This is a genomic window from Rhodanobacter sp. MP1X3, assembly GCF_014207165.1.
Taxonomy (GTDB): domain Bacteria; phylum Pseudomonadota; class Gammaproteobacteria; order Xanthomonadales; family Rhodanobacteraceae; genus Rhodanobacter.
The window spans coordinates 211,539-227,212 of the sequence record NZ_JACHCO010000001.1; the positions used below are offsets into that span (position 1 = coordinate 211,539).

Genomic DNA, 15,674 nt, shown 5'->3' on the forward strand with positions numbered 1-15,674 from the left:
TCAGTACACGTCGCGGGCGTAGCGGCCCTGTTGCATGAGATCGGCGAGCCATGCCTTGGCATCGTCGGGAGAGTGGCCGCCATGCGTGGCGATCACATCGAGTAGTGCGGCATGCACGTCCTTTGCCATTTGCGTGGCATCGCCACACACGTAAAGGTGCGCACCGTTCTCCAGCCATGCATACAGCTCGCGCCCGTGTTCACGCAGGCGCTGTTGCACATAGATTTTTTCGGCCGTGTCACGCGAAAAGGCGAGGTCGAGCTTGTGCAGTACGCCGCTCTTCAGCGCGGCCTGCCACTCGGTCTGGTACAGGAAATCCTGTGAAAAATGCCGGTTGCCGAAGAACAGCCAGTTGCGCCCGGTTGCCGCGCTTTCCTGGCGCTCCTGCACAAACGCGCGGAACGGTGCCACACCGGTGCCGGGGCCGATCATGATGATGTCGCGCGACGCATCGGCCGGCAGCCGGAAGCGATCGTTCGATTCGATGAATACCTGCACGACACCGTCTTCGTCGAGCGCGGCCAGAAACGACGATGCTGCGCCCCAGTGTCGGCTGCCGTGTGCTTCGTAATCCACCACGGCCAGGGTCAGATGCACTTCCTCGCCCACCTGTGTCTGGCTGGAGGCGATCGAATACAGCCGTGGCGTCAATGGCCGCAGTGCCGCAACGAGTGCCTGCGCTGACCAAGTCGTCGGATAGCGGCGCAGCAGATCGATCGGCTGTTCGTTGTTCAGCAGTTCGGCCAGCGCGGCCGAATGTTCTGGCTCCAGCGCGTGGGTCAATTCGTCGTGACCGCTGACTGCCGCCAGCGCCACGATAAAGGCGCGGCTGAGCCGGGTGATTTCGCGTTCGCGCTTCAGCCACAGCGCCAACGGCAAGGTACGGCCGTCGTGCATCACGTCGAGTCCGCCGTCCAGCCCCAGCGCATCCAGCCACTGCGCCACCAGTGCCGGCGGATTGTGCGACCACACGCCCAGTGAATCGCCGGGTTGATACTGCAGGCCGGAGCCTTCCAGTGACAGCTCGATATGGAGCAGGTCGCGCCCGCTGTCACGTGCCACAATGCGCTGATTCGCCAGTACGGTGGCTTGGAAAGGCCGTTCGCGCGAGTGCAGGGCTTGTGCGACAGCTTCGTCCTGAACGCGCTGTACGCTATGCAGCGGTGTGACGCTGCTCGCCGTCTTCAGCAGCTCGCGTGCCTGCTCCAGCGTCTTTTCCAGCCAGGGCGTTGCCACCGTCTCGATATCGACATCGGCGGCGCCCAGCGGTGCAAAGCGCGTCGCACCCAGCTCAGTCAGCCGCGCATCGAGTTGGCTTCCGATCGCGCAGAATTCGGCATAGCTCGAATCACCCAGCCCGAGCACCGAAAATTGCAGGGATGGCAGCTTCGGTGCGCGCTTGCCGAGGATGAATTCGACCAGGCCACGCGAATCATCCGGCGGCTCGCCGTCGCCCTGGGTGCTGATCACGATGGCCAGATAGCGCTCTTTCGCCAGCTCGCGCTGTGGATAGGCATCGGCGCGCAGCAGCTTCACCGGCAGGCCGGCGGCCTCGCTACGGCGGGCCAGCTGTTCGGCCAGCCGCTTGGCGTTGCCGGTCTGGCTGCCATAGACGATGGTCAGCGTCGTGGCCGCATTCTTGGCCGGAGCGGCGGCGATTGCGGGGCCGCCACGCTGGGTTTGTGCCGCCAGTGAGGCGCTCCACGCGGCAACCCAGTAAAGCTCGGCCGGCGTCAGGCCCTCGGCCAGCTGATGGAGCTGGTCGAGCTTTCCGGCATCGAGCGTGCCTGCTGGAAGACCCGGGACAACGGCGGCTTTCACAATCTTCTCCTTTAGCCATCCATACGACTAGACGTCCAAACATAAAGATTTCGTTGGCCACGGTAAAAGGATCATTCGGCATGACCATATGCTCTTGGCTTATTTCACAAGGCAACGCTTCATGCGGATACTTCGGGATCCTCACCCTGCGTGCCAGGTGCTGCGATACCGATGTCACCGCTCTCCGAATTTCTTGTCTTCGCGGCCGTCGGTGCGCTCGCCCAACTCGTGGACGGCGCCATCGGCATGGCTTATGGCGTGGTCTGTGCGGCGATGCTGCTGGCGCTGGGCCTGCCGCCATCGGTGGCCAGTGCCAGCGTGCACTACGCGGAAACCTTCACCTGCGGCGCATCCGGTGTCAGCCACCTGATCGCCGGCAATGTACGGCGACGCCTGTTCCTCGGCCTGGTGATTCCCGGTGTCATCGGCGCGGTGATCGGCGCCTACCTGGTCAGCCACTTGCCGGCAGCCTGGATACGCCTCGCGCTGACGCCATACCTGCTCGGCGTAAGCATTTTTCTGTTGTTGCGTGTCCGACAGCGCATACACCACGACGGCAATGACGCGCCAACCACGCATCCCGCCCTGGGTCTGTTTTCCGGTTTTGCCGATGCAGCGGCCGGTGGTGGCTGGAGCGCCCTGACCGTCACCACCCTGATCGCCCGCGGCGCGAGGCCGCGCGTCGTCGTTGGCACCACGCACCTGGCCAAATGCGTGATCAGCGCTGCCGCCAGCGTCACATTTCTGCTGCATGTCGGCGCCACTCAGCCCACGGCCGTGCTCGGACTCATCATCGGTGGCGTGGCCGCCGCCCCGTTCGGGGCACTTTTTGCCCGCCGCCTGCCGGCGCGTGCCGTGACCATGCTCGCCGCGATCGCTGTGCTGGGCCTCGGCCTGAACAATGTGGTGAAGGCGTTTCATTGAGGCGCTCCAACCTCAATATGCGATGATTTGATCGCAGACAACGCGTACTCCGGTAGGCCGGGCTACTTTAGCGTCAGTTAGTTTCAACGAAGACTAGAATGCGCTCAGGAAAGAGGGGACGGATGATGCGCATGCTCAAAGGATTGGCGTGGCTTGTTGGCATCGTGTTGATCGTGCTGGTTCTGGCCTTTGCATGGGGACGCCTGCGTGGGCCAAGCGAACTGCAGAGCAAGGCGTTGGTATTGCTCGATCAGGATATGAAGCCAACGCGTGGCCGTAATGCGTTTCCCGCGATATGGCTTAGTGATTACGATGTGCCGGTGGATCAGATCAATCTGTTGTACGCGCAGGATCGTCAGCGAGTGCATACGTGGGTGACGAAGTTGGAGTCCGAAGGCAGCGTTCCTTCAGATTTCATTGCCCCTTCTGCCGACAAGTATCAGAAGTTGCCGCCGCTCACAGCTGAAGAAAAGAAGTTGACCTGCGGCAACAGAGAAGTGAACTGCTTGAGCAACGTGCGCGCACATCGCGACGAAGTGCGCGCTCTTCTGACGCGGCAATCAGTTCGATTGCGTCACGACGAGGAGTTAGGCAACTACGACTTCGACTGGAACGATCTTCCACCAAATAGTTTTACGCCGTACCCGCCCTATGGCAGCACGCACAACATGTGGCTGACCTCCGCCGCGCTGGATTTCGTCGAGGGGAAATCCACCTCGGCGCTTCAGCAGGCATGTACAAATATCGCTAACCTGCGACGTCTGCATGGACACGAAAATACCTTGGTTGGGACGATGGTCAACGCGGTTCGGATGGAAGCTGTCGCCAACGTATTTGTCCACATGGTTAGCGAATTGCCGGTCGATCAGCAACTTCCTGATACGTGCGCCGAAGCTTTTGCCACCGTCGGTCTTGATGATGTGAATCTATGCGCCAGCATGCAGTGGGAATTTCGCGTTGTAGTTGGAGAAATTGATCTGGCTGACAGAACAAAGAAGCCAACCCGATGGCTGAACAATCTGATTTTTTCCAAGATCGGCACGCAGCGCCAGAAGGCAGCGCAATTTGGATGGATATGCAGCGACAGAGCGCATCGGCAATTGCTGGATGATCACCGATTTGCAGTAACAGATTTTCCGTCAGAAGCCGATGTGTTCGATTGGCTTTCCAACGCTTCCGGTAGCGTTCTTGTCTTTATTCCCCAGCCGGTTTACGCCGATTATCTGAACTGCCAGGAGGACGCTGCCGCCACGCTTCGGCTCGTTGCGACCATTCTCTGGCTGCGACAAACCTACGGTAGTGGAAAGACCTTGGCCGAGCGATTGCCGCAGCGGCCCGTGTGGATGCGTATCACCGATGACCGCGGGTTGCAGTTGTCCAGCGACGGTCGCAGCCTGCATATGGGTTATCACGGGCCCGGCAAAACCGGCATCATTGATTGGCCGCTGCCAGCAGGCTTGTAGCCAAACGCAATTCGACACAGCAGCCTGGTCGGTGCCATTTACGAGCCCATCGTTGGTGACAAGCAGGCATCTTTTGCACCAAGGCTAACTCTATGCTCGTTTCAACTTGCGCGCCTTAGCTTACGCACCTGACGTGCTTGAGCCGGAACGCCCAGGTCGTTCGCGACATATTGCACCAGCTGGCGAGTGGCCAGATCGACGGTGACGAAGTCATCGGGTGTTTTGGTGTCAACACCGTCGCTTGCTGGATGATATTCCACACGCAATTGGCTGGCGGTCACGATGAGTCGCAGGTAGCCGTAATTCTTGTCGTCGTAATTTTCCATCACCACCTGGTCGGTGGTGGCGGATGCCTTTTGAATGATCTGAGGTGCGCGCAATACAGGCGCGCCTGGCGTACTCAGCTTCTGCACATTGTGCCCGCCATTGCCGCAGACCACGTACGGAATCTGTGTGTCATCGGATCGGCGGGTGCGCGTGAAGCGTTGGTAGTTGTGGGCATGACCAGACAGGAAAGCATGCGGCCATACGCCCACTTCGTCGCACAGCGTATCGACTTGCTTCAGCAACTCGATGCTCCAGCCATGTATGGACACGGTATACGGTGGATGATGATCGGCGAACAGCAGCGCGCCGGTGAATTTCTCCTGCTTGACTCGTTGCAGCGCCGCCTTGATGAAGGCCAACTGTGCATTGCCAATCGTGCTGTCGGCAATCACGCCGGGATCTTCCAATGTATTGCTGTACAACACGATGATGCGCACGAAAGGCGCTTCGAAAGTGAAGAATACGCCAGGCTGGATTTGCGCCGTACGCGAAAGACCGCCCGCTTCCGGCGTCACGATGAATCCTTCCGCACAGAAGTTGCGTAGATAAGCATCGAGCGTCGTAGCGTGCGCCAGCGGCGACACCATGCCGTCGTGATTACCGGCTGCGGCCAGGATCGGGGCCGGATAGTCGCGATACGGATCGTAGAACTGGTCGTAGTAGTAACTCGCCTCGCCGAAGCTGTAGACGACATCGCCGAGCAGCAGATTGAACTGCGGTACTTCACGCGGGTCGCTCTCCTGGAAATCGCTGGTCATCTTGTCTGCCACCTGGCTCTGTGTAGCCGGTCCGCGCGTACTGCCGCAATCGCCAGTGGAATGAAATACCAACTGGCCATTCTGCGAGATACGCTTGATGGCAGCCGCATTGCCTCCCATGACTTGTCCCAGTGTCAGCTGCGGCTCGACTCCTCCGCGCGGCAGCGGAAACGGCAACGGTAGCAACTTGTGTTGCTTGTTGAGCTGGTCGATTGCTGCATAGGCCGGCCCGTCCGAAGGATGATTGACCCGGAAGGTAGTTGGATCGGGCGTGGGTTGTGGTTGTGCGAATACTGGCTGACCAACATCACGAACAGGATGTGCGTAGGCAGCGGCGCTGCCTGTGATGGCCGGTATGGCTGTAACTGGCTTGGCCGACTTGCTCTTGCGCGGTGTTCCTTTTTTAGTTCGTTTCATGGCGATTCTCCGCAGAATGGGGAATTCTTTGAAAAGTCGTTGTCGTGACGTCCGCGCACTAACTCATCCGCTTGGCGTACACGCCGTGTTGAGTGTGAGCGCCGATACTGGTTAGGCATCGGCGCTCCGTCAAACGGTCAACTCAAGATCACTCAGTGCCAGCCGAACTTGGGAATCTCCGCATCGGGTGTGAACGACACACCACGAAGCGTTTCGCCGAAGTCCGCAGCACGCAACGTGACGAACTTCTCCTGCGCTGCCACCGATGCGCTGGTGTTTTTCACGTCATCAGTGATCGCAACGAGGCGGTTCGGATCGGCGCCCACATCGCCGTTACCGCTGATGGTGGAGGTGATGGCCCAGATGGTTACGTGGCCAAAGCCATCAACGTGACCGGTGATGTTGCGCAGGCCGTCGGTTGCTGGTGCCCAGGGCAGGCTGGTGCCGGGATTATTGCCGGTTGGATAATTCCGCACGACGTAGGGCTGACCCAGGCCAAGATTGGTCTGCAGCGTATAAGCCAGCGACCAACTCTTGCTGGTCGTGTTGAACACCCACTTTTGCAGGCCAGCCGTCGTCTGCGCGGCAGCGTGCGTGTACAGATCGGTGCCTCCGGTATAGCCGTCACCTTCGTCAGCGACGTACAGCGTGTTCGCATCCGCAAACCAGACACCGAAGGGATAGCTTAGCGTCGTCGCCGTCTTTACTGGCGTGCTCGGGAAGCCGGCGAGCACGCACATATTGGTCGGCAGGCCCGTGGTCTGAAGCGTGGCTGCGTTGTAGCTCAGCGGCGCGCTGGGAAGCGGCGCGCCGGCGACCGGTACGCCAACGCCTTTCGGGCATGCCGTGCCTGTGGTGTCGACGAAGTAAACCGTGTTGACACCGTTGCTGCCGCTGCCTTTGGTGTAATAGACCACATCGTTGAATACGGTCATGCCGCGGAAGTTGTCGTCCTTGCCGATCTTGTCGGCTTTGTCGCCGAGCGCCGCGATCGAGAAGCTTGCCAGCGGTGTGGTCGTACCCGGCGTCTGTGCCACTTCGCGCAGATTCGCTGGTGTAATGAACTGCGCTCCGGCGCCAAGAATCACCCCGTTGGGCTGCGGATTGCTGCCGTCGCCGGCGTTGCCGCTGGTATAGAAATAGTTGGCACCATGGCGATCGTTCAAGATCGCCTGGCGACCGTTGTTGCCGCTGTATGCATTGGTTTCGGTGAAATCGAAATTACCGTTGCCATCCACCGTTGCCACAGCGCGATAGAAATTCTCGCCCACCGGATTGGTTGGATCGACTGCACCCGGTGTGTTGGAGTTGGAGACATCCACCGCATTCACCGGTGCGACGTAGCCCATGAACGTGAGGTACTTGTGATTGAGCGAGAGATGCAGACCAATTTCAGACTTTGAGCTGAAGCTGGTGACCAGCTGACCGGCCGGAGAATACGGATGCACGCTGTTAGGCACCTCCAGCGAGTTGATCAACCAGCCGTTGGGTGTGACCTGATCCAGATAGATACGCGAGGTGATACCGAACGCAGGGTCATACAAGACGTCGTTCCACACATAGGGATAGGTGCCGTCGTACGGCGCACCCGTCGAAGCACTGCAACCACCCGTGGTCGCAGCGCAGTTGATCGGCAGAATCTGTCCCACTTGCACGTTGCTCGCGTTGTTGTCGTAGACACTGCGACTGACCACCAAGTTACCCGGCCAGAAATGGAAGCTCTGCTCAGGCGAAAAATCATTGGCACAAGCGATGCTGCTTGCCGCAAGCGTGGTAAACGTCAAAGCCGTCAGCAGAAGCCGACGGTTGAAACGGCTGGACAGAATCTTCGTCATCGTTATCTCCGAATTGGGTTTGAGCAAAGGTCAAACGCACGCACATAGCTCATTCAAAGTAGCGACGGTCAATGAAGTATTTTTGACAATGGATTGATGATTGAACGTGCAACGAGACGCATACGCATTCGAAATATATTTCGCCAGGCAAACGGAATGCTAAGCGGGCTGGTGCGAGCAAGTGGATCAATCCCACGGCACGTGCAGATGGCCGTTCGAGCGCCTGATCACGAGTGCCTTTCTATGGCTTGCATCGCAAACAACAGGCAAAAAGAAACCCCGCTTGGGACGGGGTTTTAATTGGAGAGTGCGCGGCACTATAGCGTTCCAATGTGACAGCTTCGCTTGGTTCTGCGCCGGTCATACCCGGCGCTACTCAGAAAGAACGTTCACCGCGAACCCAGACATGCCGCACGATGGGTAAGCCATCCACGGCCCGCATGCGCACTACGTCCGCACGATAGCCGGGTTTGAGCTGACCACGATCGCTGAGACCGAGCACCTTTGCCGGATTGCCTGCGACCGTGGCGACGGCGCGCGGCATGGACCAGCCTGCCTGGGTGTGCAGCATGAAGGCACCATGCAACAGACTGGCCGGCACGTAATCGGATGACAGCAGATCGAGACGATCAGCCTTGGCCAGCTCCAGTGCAGCGACATTGCCGGAATGCGAACCACCACGCACCACGTTGGGAGCCCCCATGACCGTGGACAAGCCGAGCTCGCGGGCGGCATCGGCGGCAACCTGCGTCGTGGGAAATTCGGAAATCGTCACGCCAATGCGTTGGGCATGCGCCACTTGCTGCGCATCGGTGTCGTCGTGGCTGGCCAGCACGACGTCTCTGCCGCGGACGAGGTCGAGCACCGCTTTTTCGTGACGCGCGCTATAGCTGGCCTGTTGATCGACACGACGCTTCACGACCTCGGCGAATTCGTCCTCGGTCCATGTCGTGTGATTCTTGCTGTAGTACTTGCGGTACTGCTGGATGTCGCGGTACTGGCGCTGTCCCGGTGTGTGATCCATCAACGACAGCAGGCGCACGCTGTTGTGGTTCATCAGTGGTTCCAGCGCCTCGAGCAGTCGCGGGTAGGCGAGCTCGCAGCGCAGGTGGATCCAGTGATCAGCACGCAGTGCGCCGCTGGCCTGGCCGGCGAGGATGGCATCGTAGGTGCTGCGCAGCGTCTCGATGCGCACGCTTTCCTCTTCCAGGTCGCCCACCGACAAGGCATCGAACACGGTGGTGATGCCGGAGGCGACGATTTGCGCGTCATGGGTAAGTACGGCCGGAAGCGCTGGCCAGATCACACCGGCGCGTGGCATCAGGTGTTTTTCGAGGTTATCGGTATGCAGTTCGATCAGGCCGGGAATCACGTAATCGCCATCACAATCGATGGCGCCGGGAGCCTGCGTCGATCCTTCATCCACGAGCCGAATAAAGCCATTTCGGGCAATCAAAGTGCCGTGCACGACGCTATCGTCGAGCACGATACGGGCATTGGTCAGAACGAAATCATTCATAAAAGAGCCGATGAGTTGAGATCAGGCGATCTGGAGAGGATGCATGGGAAACAGGCGCGTTGCGACGCGGTCGCGCATGTCCTCGTCGTGGAAAATGCCGAGTACCGCGGAGCCGGCCACGCGCGCCTCTTCCAGCAGTTCGGCGACGACGCTGCGGTTGTCCGCGTCAAGCGAGGCCGTCGGCTCATCCAGCAGCAGTAGTGGGCGCGACACGATCAGGCCGCGGGCGATGTTCACGCGCTGCTGTTCGCCGCCAGAGAACGTGCCAGGCGGCAATCGCCATAGGCGCTCGGGAACATTCAGCCGATGCAACAGTGCGCCGGCACGTTGCCGCGCTTCGGGCATGGACAAACCCGCTTCGATCAGCGGTTCGGCAACGATGTCCAGCGCCGGCACACGCGGAATGACCCGTAAAAACTGGCTGACGTAGCCCAGCGTGCGCCGACGTACCTCTAGCACTTGATGCGGTGTGGCCTCGGCGAGATCGAGCCAGTCGCCGTCGTGACGCACGCGAACCGCGCCACGGCTTGGCCGATAGTTCGCATAGATCACGCGCAGCAAGCTGCTTTTGCCCGCGCCGGAGGGGCCTGACAGCACCACGCATTCGCCGGCGTGCAGGGTCAGCTCGACATCATCGAGCACATCGAGACGGGCGCCATGCTGATGATGCAGTTCGAACGATTTGCCCAGGCCGCGTAGTTCGAGCATGGGCGAGGCGAAAGCAGTGACAAGAGGCGCGGCGATGGCGGAGGCGGTCATGGCAGAAGCGGTCATGTGGTCAGCACCGAGGAAACGAGCAATTGGGTATAGGGGTGCTGCGGGTCGTCGAGAATCTGATCGGTGAGCCCGGTTTCGACGACGCGGCCGCCTTGCATCACCATCGTACGTGCGGCCAGCAGACGCGCCACGGCGAGATCATGGGTGACCATCACTGCAGCCAACCCGAGTTCATTCACCAGCCGACGCAGCAGGTCGAGAATGCGTGCCTGCACCGACACATCGAGGCCCGCTGTCGGCTCATCCATGAACACCAATCGTGGCTGGGTGACCAGGGTGCGGGCGATCTGCAGGCGTTGTTGCATGCCGCCGGAGAAGGCCGTCGGCGCATCGTCGATCCGCGCCGGATCGATCTCGACCCGTTCCAGCCAGCCTTTGGCGATATCGCGCAGCTGACCGTAATTGCGCATGCCCATGGCCATTAGTCGTTCGGCCACGTTGGCACCGGCGCTGACGTTGAGGCGCAGGCCATCGCGAGGATTCTGGGTAACGAACCCCCATTCCTCGCGAGCCAGGCGCCGGCGGTTGGCCTCGCTCAGTTCCTCCAGATCCAGCCAGTCGCCATCGCGCTGGTGGTAGCGCACTGAACCCGAACTTGGAGCGAGTTGTGCCGCGGCAGTCTTGAGCAGGGTCGATTTACCTGAGCCCGACTCGCCGACGATGCAAAGCAACTCGCCTGGATGAAGATCGAAGCTCACGTCCTGACAGCCGATACGCTGACCGTAGTGATGGCTCAAGCCACGTACTTGCAGCAGGGCGCTCATGCGGCATGCTCCGTGCGACGCTGGCCGCAGTAATCGGTGTCGGAGCAGACGAACATGCGCGCGCCACGATCGTCCACGACCACCTCATCCAGATAGCTTTCATCCGAGCCGCACAGTTCGCACTGGTGCTCCCAGCGCTGGATCTCGAATGGATGATCGTCAAAGGCAAGGCTTTCGACCTTCGTGTATGGCGGAATTGCATACAGCCGCTTCTCACGACCTGCGCCAAACAGCATCAGCGCTGGCGAGTGGTCGAGCTTGGGATTGTCGAACTTCGGGATCGGCGACGGCGAAGTGAGAAAGCGGCCATCGACCAGCACGGGATAGTCGTAGCTGGTGGCAATGTGCCCGTACTGGGCGATGTCTTCGTACAACTTCACGTGCATCAATCCGTAGTCGGCCAGCGCATGCAGGGTGCGGGTTTCGGCCTCGCGTGGTTCCAGTGTGCGCAGCGGTTCCGGCTCGGGTACCTGGAACACCAGGATCTGATCTTCCCGCAGCGGTGTTTCAGGAATGCGGTGGCGGGTCTGGATCACGCTCGCCTCCGTCGTGCGCTCGGTGGTTGCCACTCCGGCCACGCGGGCAAAAAAGCGGCGGATATTCACCGCATTGGTGGTGTCGTCGGCGCCCTGGTCGATCACCTTCAGTACGTCGTCCGGTCCCAACAGCGCTGCCGTGAGCTGGATGCCGCCGGTGCCCCAGCCATACGGCAGTGGCATTTCGCGGCTGCCGAACGGCACCTGATAGCCGGGAATGGCCACCGCCTTGAGCAGGGCGCGGCGCAACATGCGCTTGGTGTTCTCATCGAGGAAGGCAAAGTTGTAGTTCGACGTCATGACGAGGTCTCCTGCGTCGCTGTTTCCTCGGCTTTGAGGTGCTGGGCGTGTTGTTTGCTCAGCGTGCGCAGCAGCGACAACTCGGCCTGAAAGTCCACGTAGTGCGGCAGTTTCAGGTGCTGCACGAAGCCGGAGGCCTCCACGCTATCCGAATGCGACAACACGAACTCCTGGTTTTGCGCGGGCGCATACGCAGGTTCGCCGAGCTCGTCGCAACGCAGTGTACGGTCGACCAGTGCCATCGACATCGCCTTGCGTTCGCCTTCGCCCATGCACAGGCCATAGCCGCGAGTGAACTGCGGCGGCAAGCCGTTGCCGCCATGAAACTGATTGATCATCTGGCACTCGGTCAAAGTGATCGAGCCGATCTCGATGGCGAAGCCAAGTTCTTCCGGGCAGATCACAACGTCGACTTCGCCCATGCGGATTTCGCCGGCGAAAGGATGGCTCTCGGCATACCCACGCTGGGTGGAATAGGCCATGCCCAGCAGAAACCCCTCGTCACCGCGCGCGAGGTTTTGCAGGCGGGTGGCGCGATCGGCCGGAAACATCAACGGTTCACGGGTGAGGTCGATGGGTTCGGGATCGACGCCGGCATCGATGCGTTCGATCAATGCTTCGGCATCGAGAAGATCAAGCACGCGTGGCATGGTGTCTGGCAGCGGTGCCTCGGCCTGCAGCGGGCTGGTCGGCGCAGTCGATTCGAACTCAAGCAGGCGCTGGGTGTAGTCGTAGGTCGGGCCGAGCACCTGGCCGCCAGGGACATCTTTGAAGGTGCCGGAGACGCGACGACGTACGCGCATCGCATTGGTATCCAGCGGCTGGGTGTAACCAAATCGAGGCAGCGTGGTGCGATAGGCGCGCAACAGAAAAATCGCCTCAAGCATGTCGCCGGCAGCCTGGCGCATTGCCAGCGCAGCGAGCTCTTCGTCGTACAGGGAGCCTTCCTGCATGACGCGGGCAACGCCCAGTCGCAGTTGTTCGCGGATCTGATCCAGCGACAATTCGGGTACGGTCAGATCGCCACGACGTGCTTCGGCGAGCAATTGCAGTGAGCGGGTAATGGCCTGCTCGCCACCTTTCACGGCAACGTACATTCAATCCTCCAAAACACGGGTCGTGCGTGGCAGCGCGGCCATGCGCTGGCCTGAGATAAAGATCAGATCGACGCCTAATGGCAGCTGTGCGCTCATCGCAGCGCGCTGCTGCCAGAACTCGCCTGGCAAGCCTTCGATCAACAGCTGTTCGACATCGCGGATACCGGGGCCAGCGAAGCGCTTGCCGGCGTTACCGCGAAAGCCATCGACTTGGATGATCAGCGTGGCCGAACGGTCCGGATAGCGCAGATCGCCATGGGCAAACATCGTCAACGGTGGCATCGACGCCGGTTCGGTGATCAGTGCGAAATCCGCATCGGCAGGGTCCTGCACCAGCCGGACGCCGGCGTGGAAGCGCAAATGCGTTGCCACCGCATCATTGGACTGTTGCAGCCAAAGGGTCGTGTCGGCATCGCACAGGGTGAGCAAGGCAGCCATGCTCGCCGGCAGGATCGGCGCCGGCGCCGGTGCCAATACAGGCATGGCGCGTGGAGCGATGGGGCGGGCCATGGCCTGCAGCAATTCGCGAAAGTTGCGCTGGCTGTCGAATACGGGATGGGTGAAGGCGGCAAGCATCATTCGCCCCGCACCACCGTAAAGAATTCCACCTTGCTGGCAGCGGCCTTGCGACTGGCAGCCTCGCGACGCCGGTTCAGGGATTGACGCAGGGGCTCCACGACCTGTGCCTGCAAGCGCGGGGCTTGCTCGGCATCCTGCATCAAGGCATCGGCACAGGCGGCCAGTTCGGCGTGACGACTGTTACTGCCGCGCACCCATGCATGACCGATCCGTTCACCGATTTGCACGCTACAGCGGGTCACGCTGACCTCGCCGAGATTGAACTGCGGACCGGTGCCACCGACACGGCCGCGCAGCATGTACAGGCCGGTCTGCGGTGGGCGCAGCCAGGTGGTGGCATCGACGGGAGGCGCGAACGCTTCCATGGCTGTCGCCAGTTCGGCCGGTTCGGCTTGTGCCAGCAATGACATCCATTGCGCGCGCGCCAGGTGGGTGGGGGTGTCCATGGTTCGTTCCTAGGCTTGTCACAATTGTCTAGTTATCTATACAGACCGGGACGCGGAGTCCCGTTGCAGTGCATTCCAGCAGATCAGCGTGCCGCTGCCATGACGGTGAATAGACAGGTGAGCGAGGTCGTATGAGCGAAATAGAGCGCGGACGCGGGGTGGCGCTATGGAGCCAGATTGGCGACATCCTGGCTGAAGACATTCTCAAGGGCCGGTTGCGGCAGGGCGAGATGCTGCCATCAGCGCAGGAGCTGGCGACCCGTTTCGAGGTCAACCGGCACACCGTGCGCCGAGCCATGGCTGCATTGGAACAGCGCAATCTCGTGCGCACCGAGCAGGGGCGCGGCACCTTCGTACAGGAACAGACGCTGGACTACGCGATCAGCCGGCGCACCCGCTTCACCCAGAACATGCGCAACCTCAATGTCGACACGGAAATTGAGTTTCTGGAGGACGCACGCGAGATTCCGCCGACGCAGGTGGCCGAGGCGCTGGGCCTGGGGCGCAACGAATATGTCTACCGCATCGATACCCTGAGTCATGCCGACGGACACATCGTCGACCACAGCACGGCGTACTTCCCGGCGGCACGCTTTCCCGGCCTGCCGGCGGTGTATCGGCGCACACGGTCGGTCACCAAGACCCTGAATGAGTTCGGCATCAACGACTACATGCGCAAGCACACACGTGTCTCCGCGCGCTTGCCCGAAGCCACGACGGCACGACTGATGAAGCAACCGCCGGGGCGACCCGTGCTGCATGTGCAGTCGATCAACGCCGATCCGCGTGGCGTGCCAGTGCAGTACGGCATCACCCGCTTCTCCGGCGACTGGGTGCAGCTCGTCTTGATGGCGGACGATTGATGCGCTACGCGATTTACTACTGCCCCGCCGCCGACACTGCACTGGGGCGCCTGGGTCATGACTGGCTAACGGCATCGAGCCGTCTGCCGGGTGTCAGTACGGAGCGTCGGGATGCCTTGCTGGCCGATGTACGCCGTTACGGTTGGCACGCGACGATCCGCGCACCGTTCACGCCGGTAGTGGGCGTTACCCATGACGATGTGCGTTGCGCCGTGACGGCGCTGGCGCACGTCTTCGGGTCGTTCGAATTGTCATTGCGACTCGATCGGCTGGCTGACTTTCTTGTGCTGCGCCCGACTATGGACGGCGGTCAGGAACGCGCGCTGGCCGCGGTTTGCCTCGACGTATTGAAACCCTTGTGCGCACCGCTGGCGGGCGAGGCGTTGCAGCGCCGCAGTGCCGGTCTCGATGCGGATGAACTCGCCTTGCTGCAAAAACATGGCTACCCCTACGTGCTCGATCGCTATCGTTTTCACCTGACCTTGTCCGCGCCTGCAAGCGAGCCTGAAGAGCAGGCGATGTGCCAGTGGTTTGAATCGCGTGTGGCCGCGCTGCCGCCGACGCGAATCGATGCGTTGTCGATCTGTCGTGAAGCCACGCCAGGTGCAGCGTTCGAGTTGCTCGAACGGATTCCGTTGATCGCGTCGGGCATGGAGCACACGAGGTGAATGAAGGACGCTTGTATTACGTGATGGGTCCATCGGGCGCAGGCAAGGACAGCGTGCTTGCCTGGGTCCGTGCGCATGGTGTTTCGCACGACATGCTTTGTGCACACCGCTACATCACCCGACCGGCGCATGCCGGCGGCGAAAATCATGTGGCGCTGAGCGAGGCGGAGTTTCTGCTGCGTGCAGCGCGCGGTCTGTTCGCGCTGACCTGGCAAGCGCATGGGCTGCACTACGGCATTGGCCGCGAAATCCAGCACTGGCTGGAACGCGGCGCCAAGGTATTGGTGAACGGTTCGCGCGATGCCTATCCGCAGGCACGTGAACGCTTTCCTTCGTTGCAGTCGGTGGTGATCACTGCCAGTCGCGAAACCATCGCTGCGCGTCTTGCGGCGCGCGGTCGTGAGAGCGATGCGGATATTGCCCAACGGCTGGCGCGCCGCGATGCCTATCAGGCGCCACCTGGTGCGCTGGTTATCCACAACGACGGCAGCCTCGCCGACGCCGGCGCCACCTTATTGAAAGCCATAACGCAACCGCACTGAGTCGAGAAGGCGACGTTGTTGACGAGGTCCCTGGATGC

At 61.0% G+C, this 15,674-nt stretch carries 15 protein-coding genes; 5 read left to right on the forward strand and 10 right to left on the reverse strand.

Going from position 1 to position 15,674, the window contains the following annotated elements:
* Window positions 1-1,821, reverse strand: coding sequence for an assimilatory sulfite reductase (NADPH) flavoprotein subunit (locus tag HDE79_RS00900; protein WP_184600047.1), 1,821 nt, complete (start codon window positions 1,819-1,821; stop codon window positions 1-3).
* 171 nt (window positions 1,822-1,992) lie between these two features.
* On the opposite strand from HDE79_RS00900, the gene HDE79_RS00905 reads away from it, so the two are divergent.
* Together HDE79_RS00905 and HDE79_RS00910 are read left to right on the forward strand one after the other, a co-directional pair.
* Window positions 1,993-2,745, forward strand: a complete 753-nt coding sequence (locus tag HDE79_RS00905) for a sulfite exporter TauE/SafE family protein (RefSeq protein ID WP_184600048.1) — start codon at window positions 1,993-1,995, stop codon at window positions 2,743-2,745.
* A gap of 320 nt (window positions 2,746-3,065) precedes the next feature.
* The gene (locus tag HDE79_RS00910) at window positions 3,066-4,208 is read left to right on the forward strand and encodes a hypothetical protein (protein WP_184600049.1); all 1,143 of its coding nucleotides are present in this window, start codon (window positions 3,066-3,068) and stop codon (window positions 4,206-4,208) included.
* Window positions 4,209-4,309: 101 nt separating this feature from the next.
* Here the strand turns inward: HDE79_RS00910 and HDE79_RS00915 are convergent, their stop codons facing one another.
* The 9 genes from HDE79_RS00915 to phnG all read right to left on the reverse strand — a co-directional run bounded on the left by HDE79_RS00915 (window position 4,310) and on the right by phnG (window position 13,563).
* Entirely contained in the window at window positions 4,310-5,710 is a 1,401-nt protein-coding gene (locus tag HDE79_RS00915) for a metallophosphoesterase (protein ID WP_184600050.1), read from the reverse strand.
* 152 nt (window positions 5,711-5,862) lie between these two features.
* Window positions 5,863-7,545, reverse strand: coding sequence for a hypothetical protein (locus HDE79_RS00920; protein WP_184600051.1), 1,683 nt, complete (start codon window positions 7,543-7,545; stop codon window positions 5,863-5,865).
* A 376-nt stretch (window positions 7,546-7,921) separates the two neighbouring features.
* Window positions 7,922-9,064 carry an alpha-D-ribose 1-methylphosphonate 5-triphosphate diphosphatase gene (locus HDE79_RS00925; protein WP_184600052.1) on the reverse strand — a complete coding sequence of 381 codons (1,143 nt, stop codon included), beginning with the start codon at window positions 9,062-9,064 and terminating at the stop codon, window positions 7,922-7,924.
* Between the two features lie 21 nt (window positions 9,065-9,085).
* Window positions 9,086-9,838, reverse strand: a complete 753-nt coding sequence (gene phnL / locus HDE79_RS00930; RefSeq protein WP_221439976.1) for a phosphonate C-P lyase system protein PhnL — start codon at window positions 9,836-9,838, stop codon at window positions 9,086-9,088.
* Window positions 9,835-10,605, reverse strand: a complete 771-nt coding sequence (gene phnK, locus HDE79_RS00935; protein ID WP_184600053.1) for a phosphonate C-P lyase system protein PhnK — start codon at window positions 10,603-10,605, stop codon at window positions 9,835-9,837. The genes phnL and phnK overlap by 4 nt, the downstream gene beginning before the upstream one ends.
* Entirely contained in the window at window positions 10,602-11,441 is an 840-nt protein-coding gene (locus tag HDE79_RS00940) for an alpha-D-ribose 1-methylphosphonate 5-phosphate C-P-lyase PhnJ (RefSeq protein WP_184600054.1), read from the reverse strand. Before HDE79_RS00940 ends, phnK begins: the two co-directional genes overlap by 4 nt.
* Window positions 11,438-12,538, reverse strand: a complete 1,101-nt coding sequence (locus HDE79_RS00945; RefSeq protein ID WP_184600055.1) for a carbon-phosphorus lyase complex subunit PhnI — start codon at window positions 12,536-12,538, stop codon at window positions 11,438-11,440. The genes HDE79_RS00940 and HDE79_RS00945 overlap by 4 nt, the downstream gene beginning before the upstream one ends.
* Entirely contained in the window at window positions 12,539-13,114 is a 576-nt protein-coding gene (gene phnH / locus HDE79_RS00950) for a phosphonate C-P lyase system protein PhnH (RefSeq protein ID WP_184600056.1), read from the reverse strand.
* Complete coding sequence (gene phnG, locus HDE79_RS00955; protein WP_184600057.1) at window positions 13,114-13,563, reverse strand: phosphonate C-P lyase system protein PhnG; 450 nt, start codon at window positions 13,561-13,563, stop codon at window positions 13,114-13,116. Before phnG ends, phnH begins: the two co-directional genes overlap by 1 nt.
* 131 nt (window positions 13,564-13,694) lie before the next feature.
* Between phnG and phnF the strand changes: the two genes are divergently transcribed.
* From phnF to phnN, 3 genes are read left to right on the forward strand one after another with little or no spacing between them, the layout of a single operon-like run.
* Window positions 13,695-14,426: a phosphonate metabolism transcriptional regulator PhnF gene (gene phnF / locus HDE79_RS00960; protein ID WP_184600058.1), complete on the forward strand. Its 732-nt coding sequence runs from the start codon at window positions 13,695-13,697 to the stop codon at window positions 14,424-14,426.
* A complete protein-coding gene (locus tag HDE79_RS00965; RefSeq protein WP_184600059.1) occupies window positions 14,426-15,094 on the forward strand; it encodes a DUF1045 domain-containing protein in 669 nt (222 codons plus the stop codon). Before phnF ends, HDE79_RS00965 begins: the two co-directional genes overlap by 1 nt.
* On the forward strand, window positions 15,091-15,636 hold the full coding sequence (gene phnN / locus HDE79_RS00970; RefSeq protein WP_184600060.1) for a phosphonate metabolism protein/1,5-bisphosphokinase (PRPP-forming) PhnN: 546 nt from the start codon (window positions 15,091-15,093) through the stop codon (window positions 15,634-15,636). The genes HDE79_RS00965 and phnN overlap by 4 nt, the downstream gene beginning before the upstream one ends.
* Window positions 15,637-15,674 lie beyond the last annotated feature (38 nt).

Bases quoted from the DNA above. Each gene is read 5' to 3' on its own strand.
- phnF (WP_184600058.1), top strand. From the start codon at position 13,695: ATGAGCGAAATAGAGCGCGGACGCGGGGTGGCGCTATGGAGCCAGATT.
- HDE79_RS00965 (WP_184600059.1), top strand. From the start codon at position 14,426: ATGCGCTACGCGATTTACTACTGCCCCGCCGCCGACACTGCACTGGGG.
- HDE79_RS00920 (WP_184600051.1), bottom strand. From the start codon at position 7,545: ATGACGAAGATTCTGTCCAGCCGTTTCAACCGTCGGCTTCTGCTGACG.
- phnG (WP_184600057.1), bottom strand. From the start codon at position 13,563: ATGGACACCCCCACCCACCTGGCGCGCGCGCAATGGATGTCATTGCTG.
- phnK (WP_184600053.1), bottom strand. From the start codon at position 10,605: ATGAGCGCCCTGCTGCAAGTACGTGGCTTGAGCCATCACTACGGTCAG.
- HDE79_RS00925 (WP_184600052.1), bottom strand. From the start codon at position 9,064: ATGAATGATTTCGTTCTGACCAATGCCCGTATCGTGCTCGACGATAGC.
- HDE79_RS00915 (WP_184600050.1), bottom strand. From the start codon at position 5,710: ATGAAACGAACTAAAAAAGGAACACCGCGCAAGAGCAAGTCGGCCAAG.
- HDE79_RS00945 (WP_184600055.1), bottom strand. From the start codon at position 12,538: ATGTACGTTGCCGTGAAAGGTGGCGAGCAGGCCATTACCCGCTCACTG.
- phnH (WP_184600056.1), bottom strand. From the start codon at position 13,114: ATGCTTGCCGCCTTCACCCATCCCGTATTCGACAGCCAGCGCAACTTT.
- HDE79_RS00905 (WP_184600048.1), top strand. From the start codon at position 1,993: ATGTCACCGCTCTCCGAATTTCTTGTCTTCGCGGCCGTCGGTGCGCTC.
- HDE79_RS00940 (WP_184600054.1), bottom strand. From the start codon at position 11,441: ATGACGTCGAACTACAACTTTGCCTTCCTCGATGAGAACACCAAGCGC.
- phnL (WP_221439976.1), bottom strand. From the start codon at position 9,838: ATGACCGCTTCTGCCATGACCGCCTCCGCCATCGCCGCGCCTCTTGTC.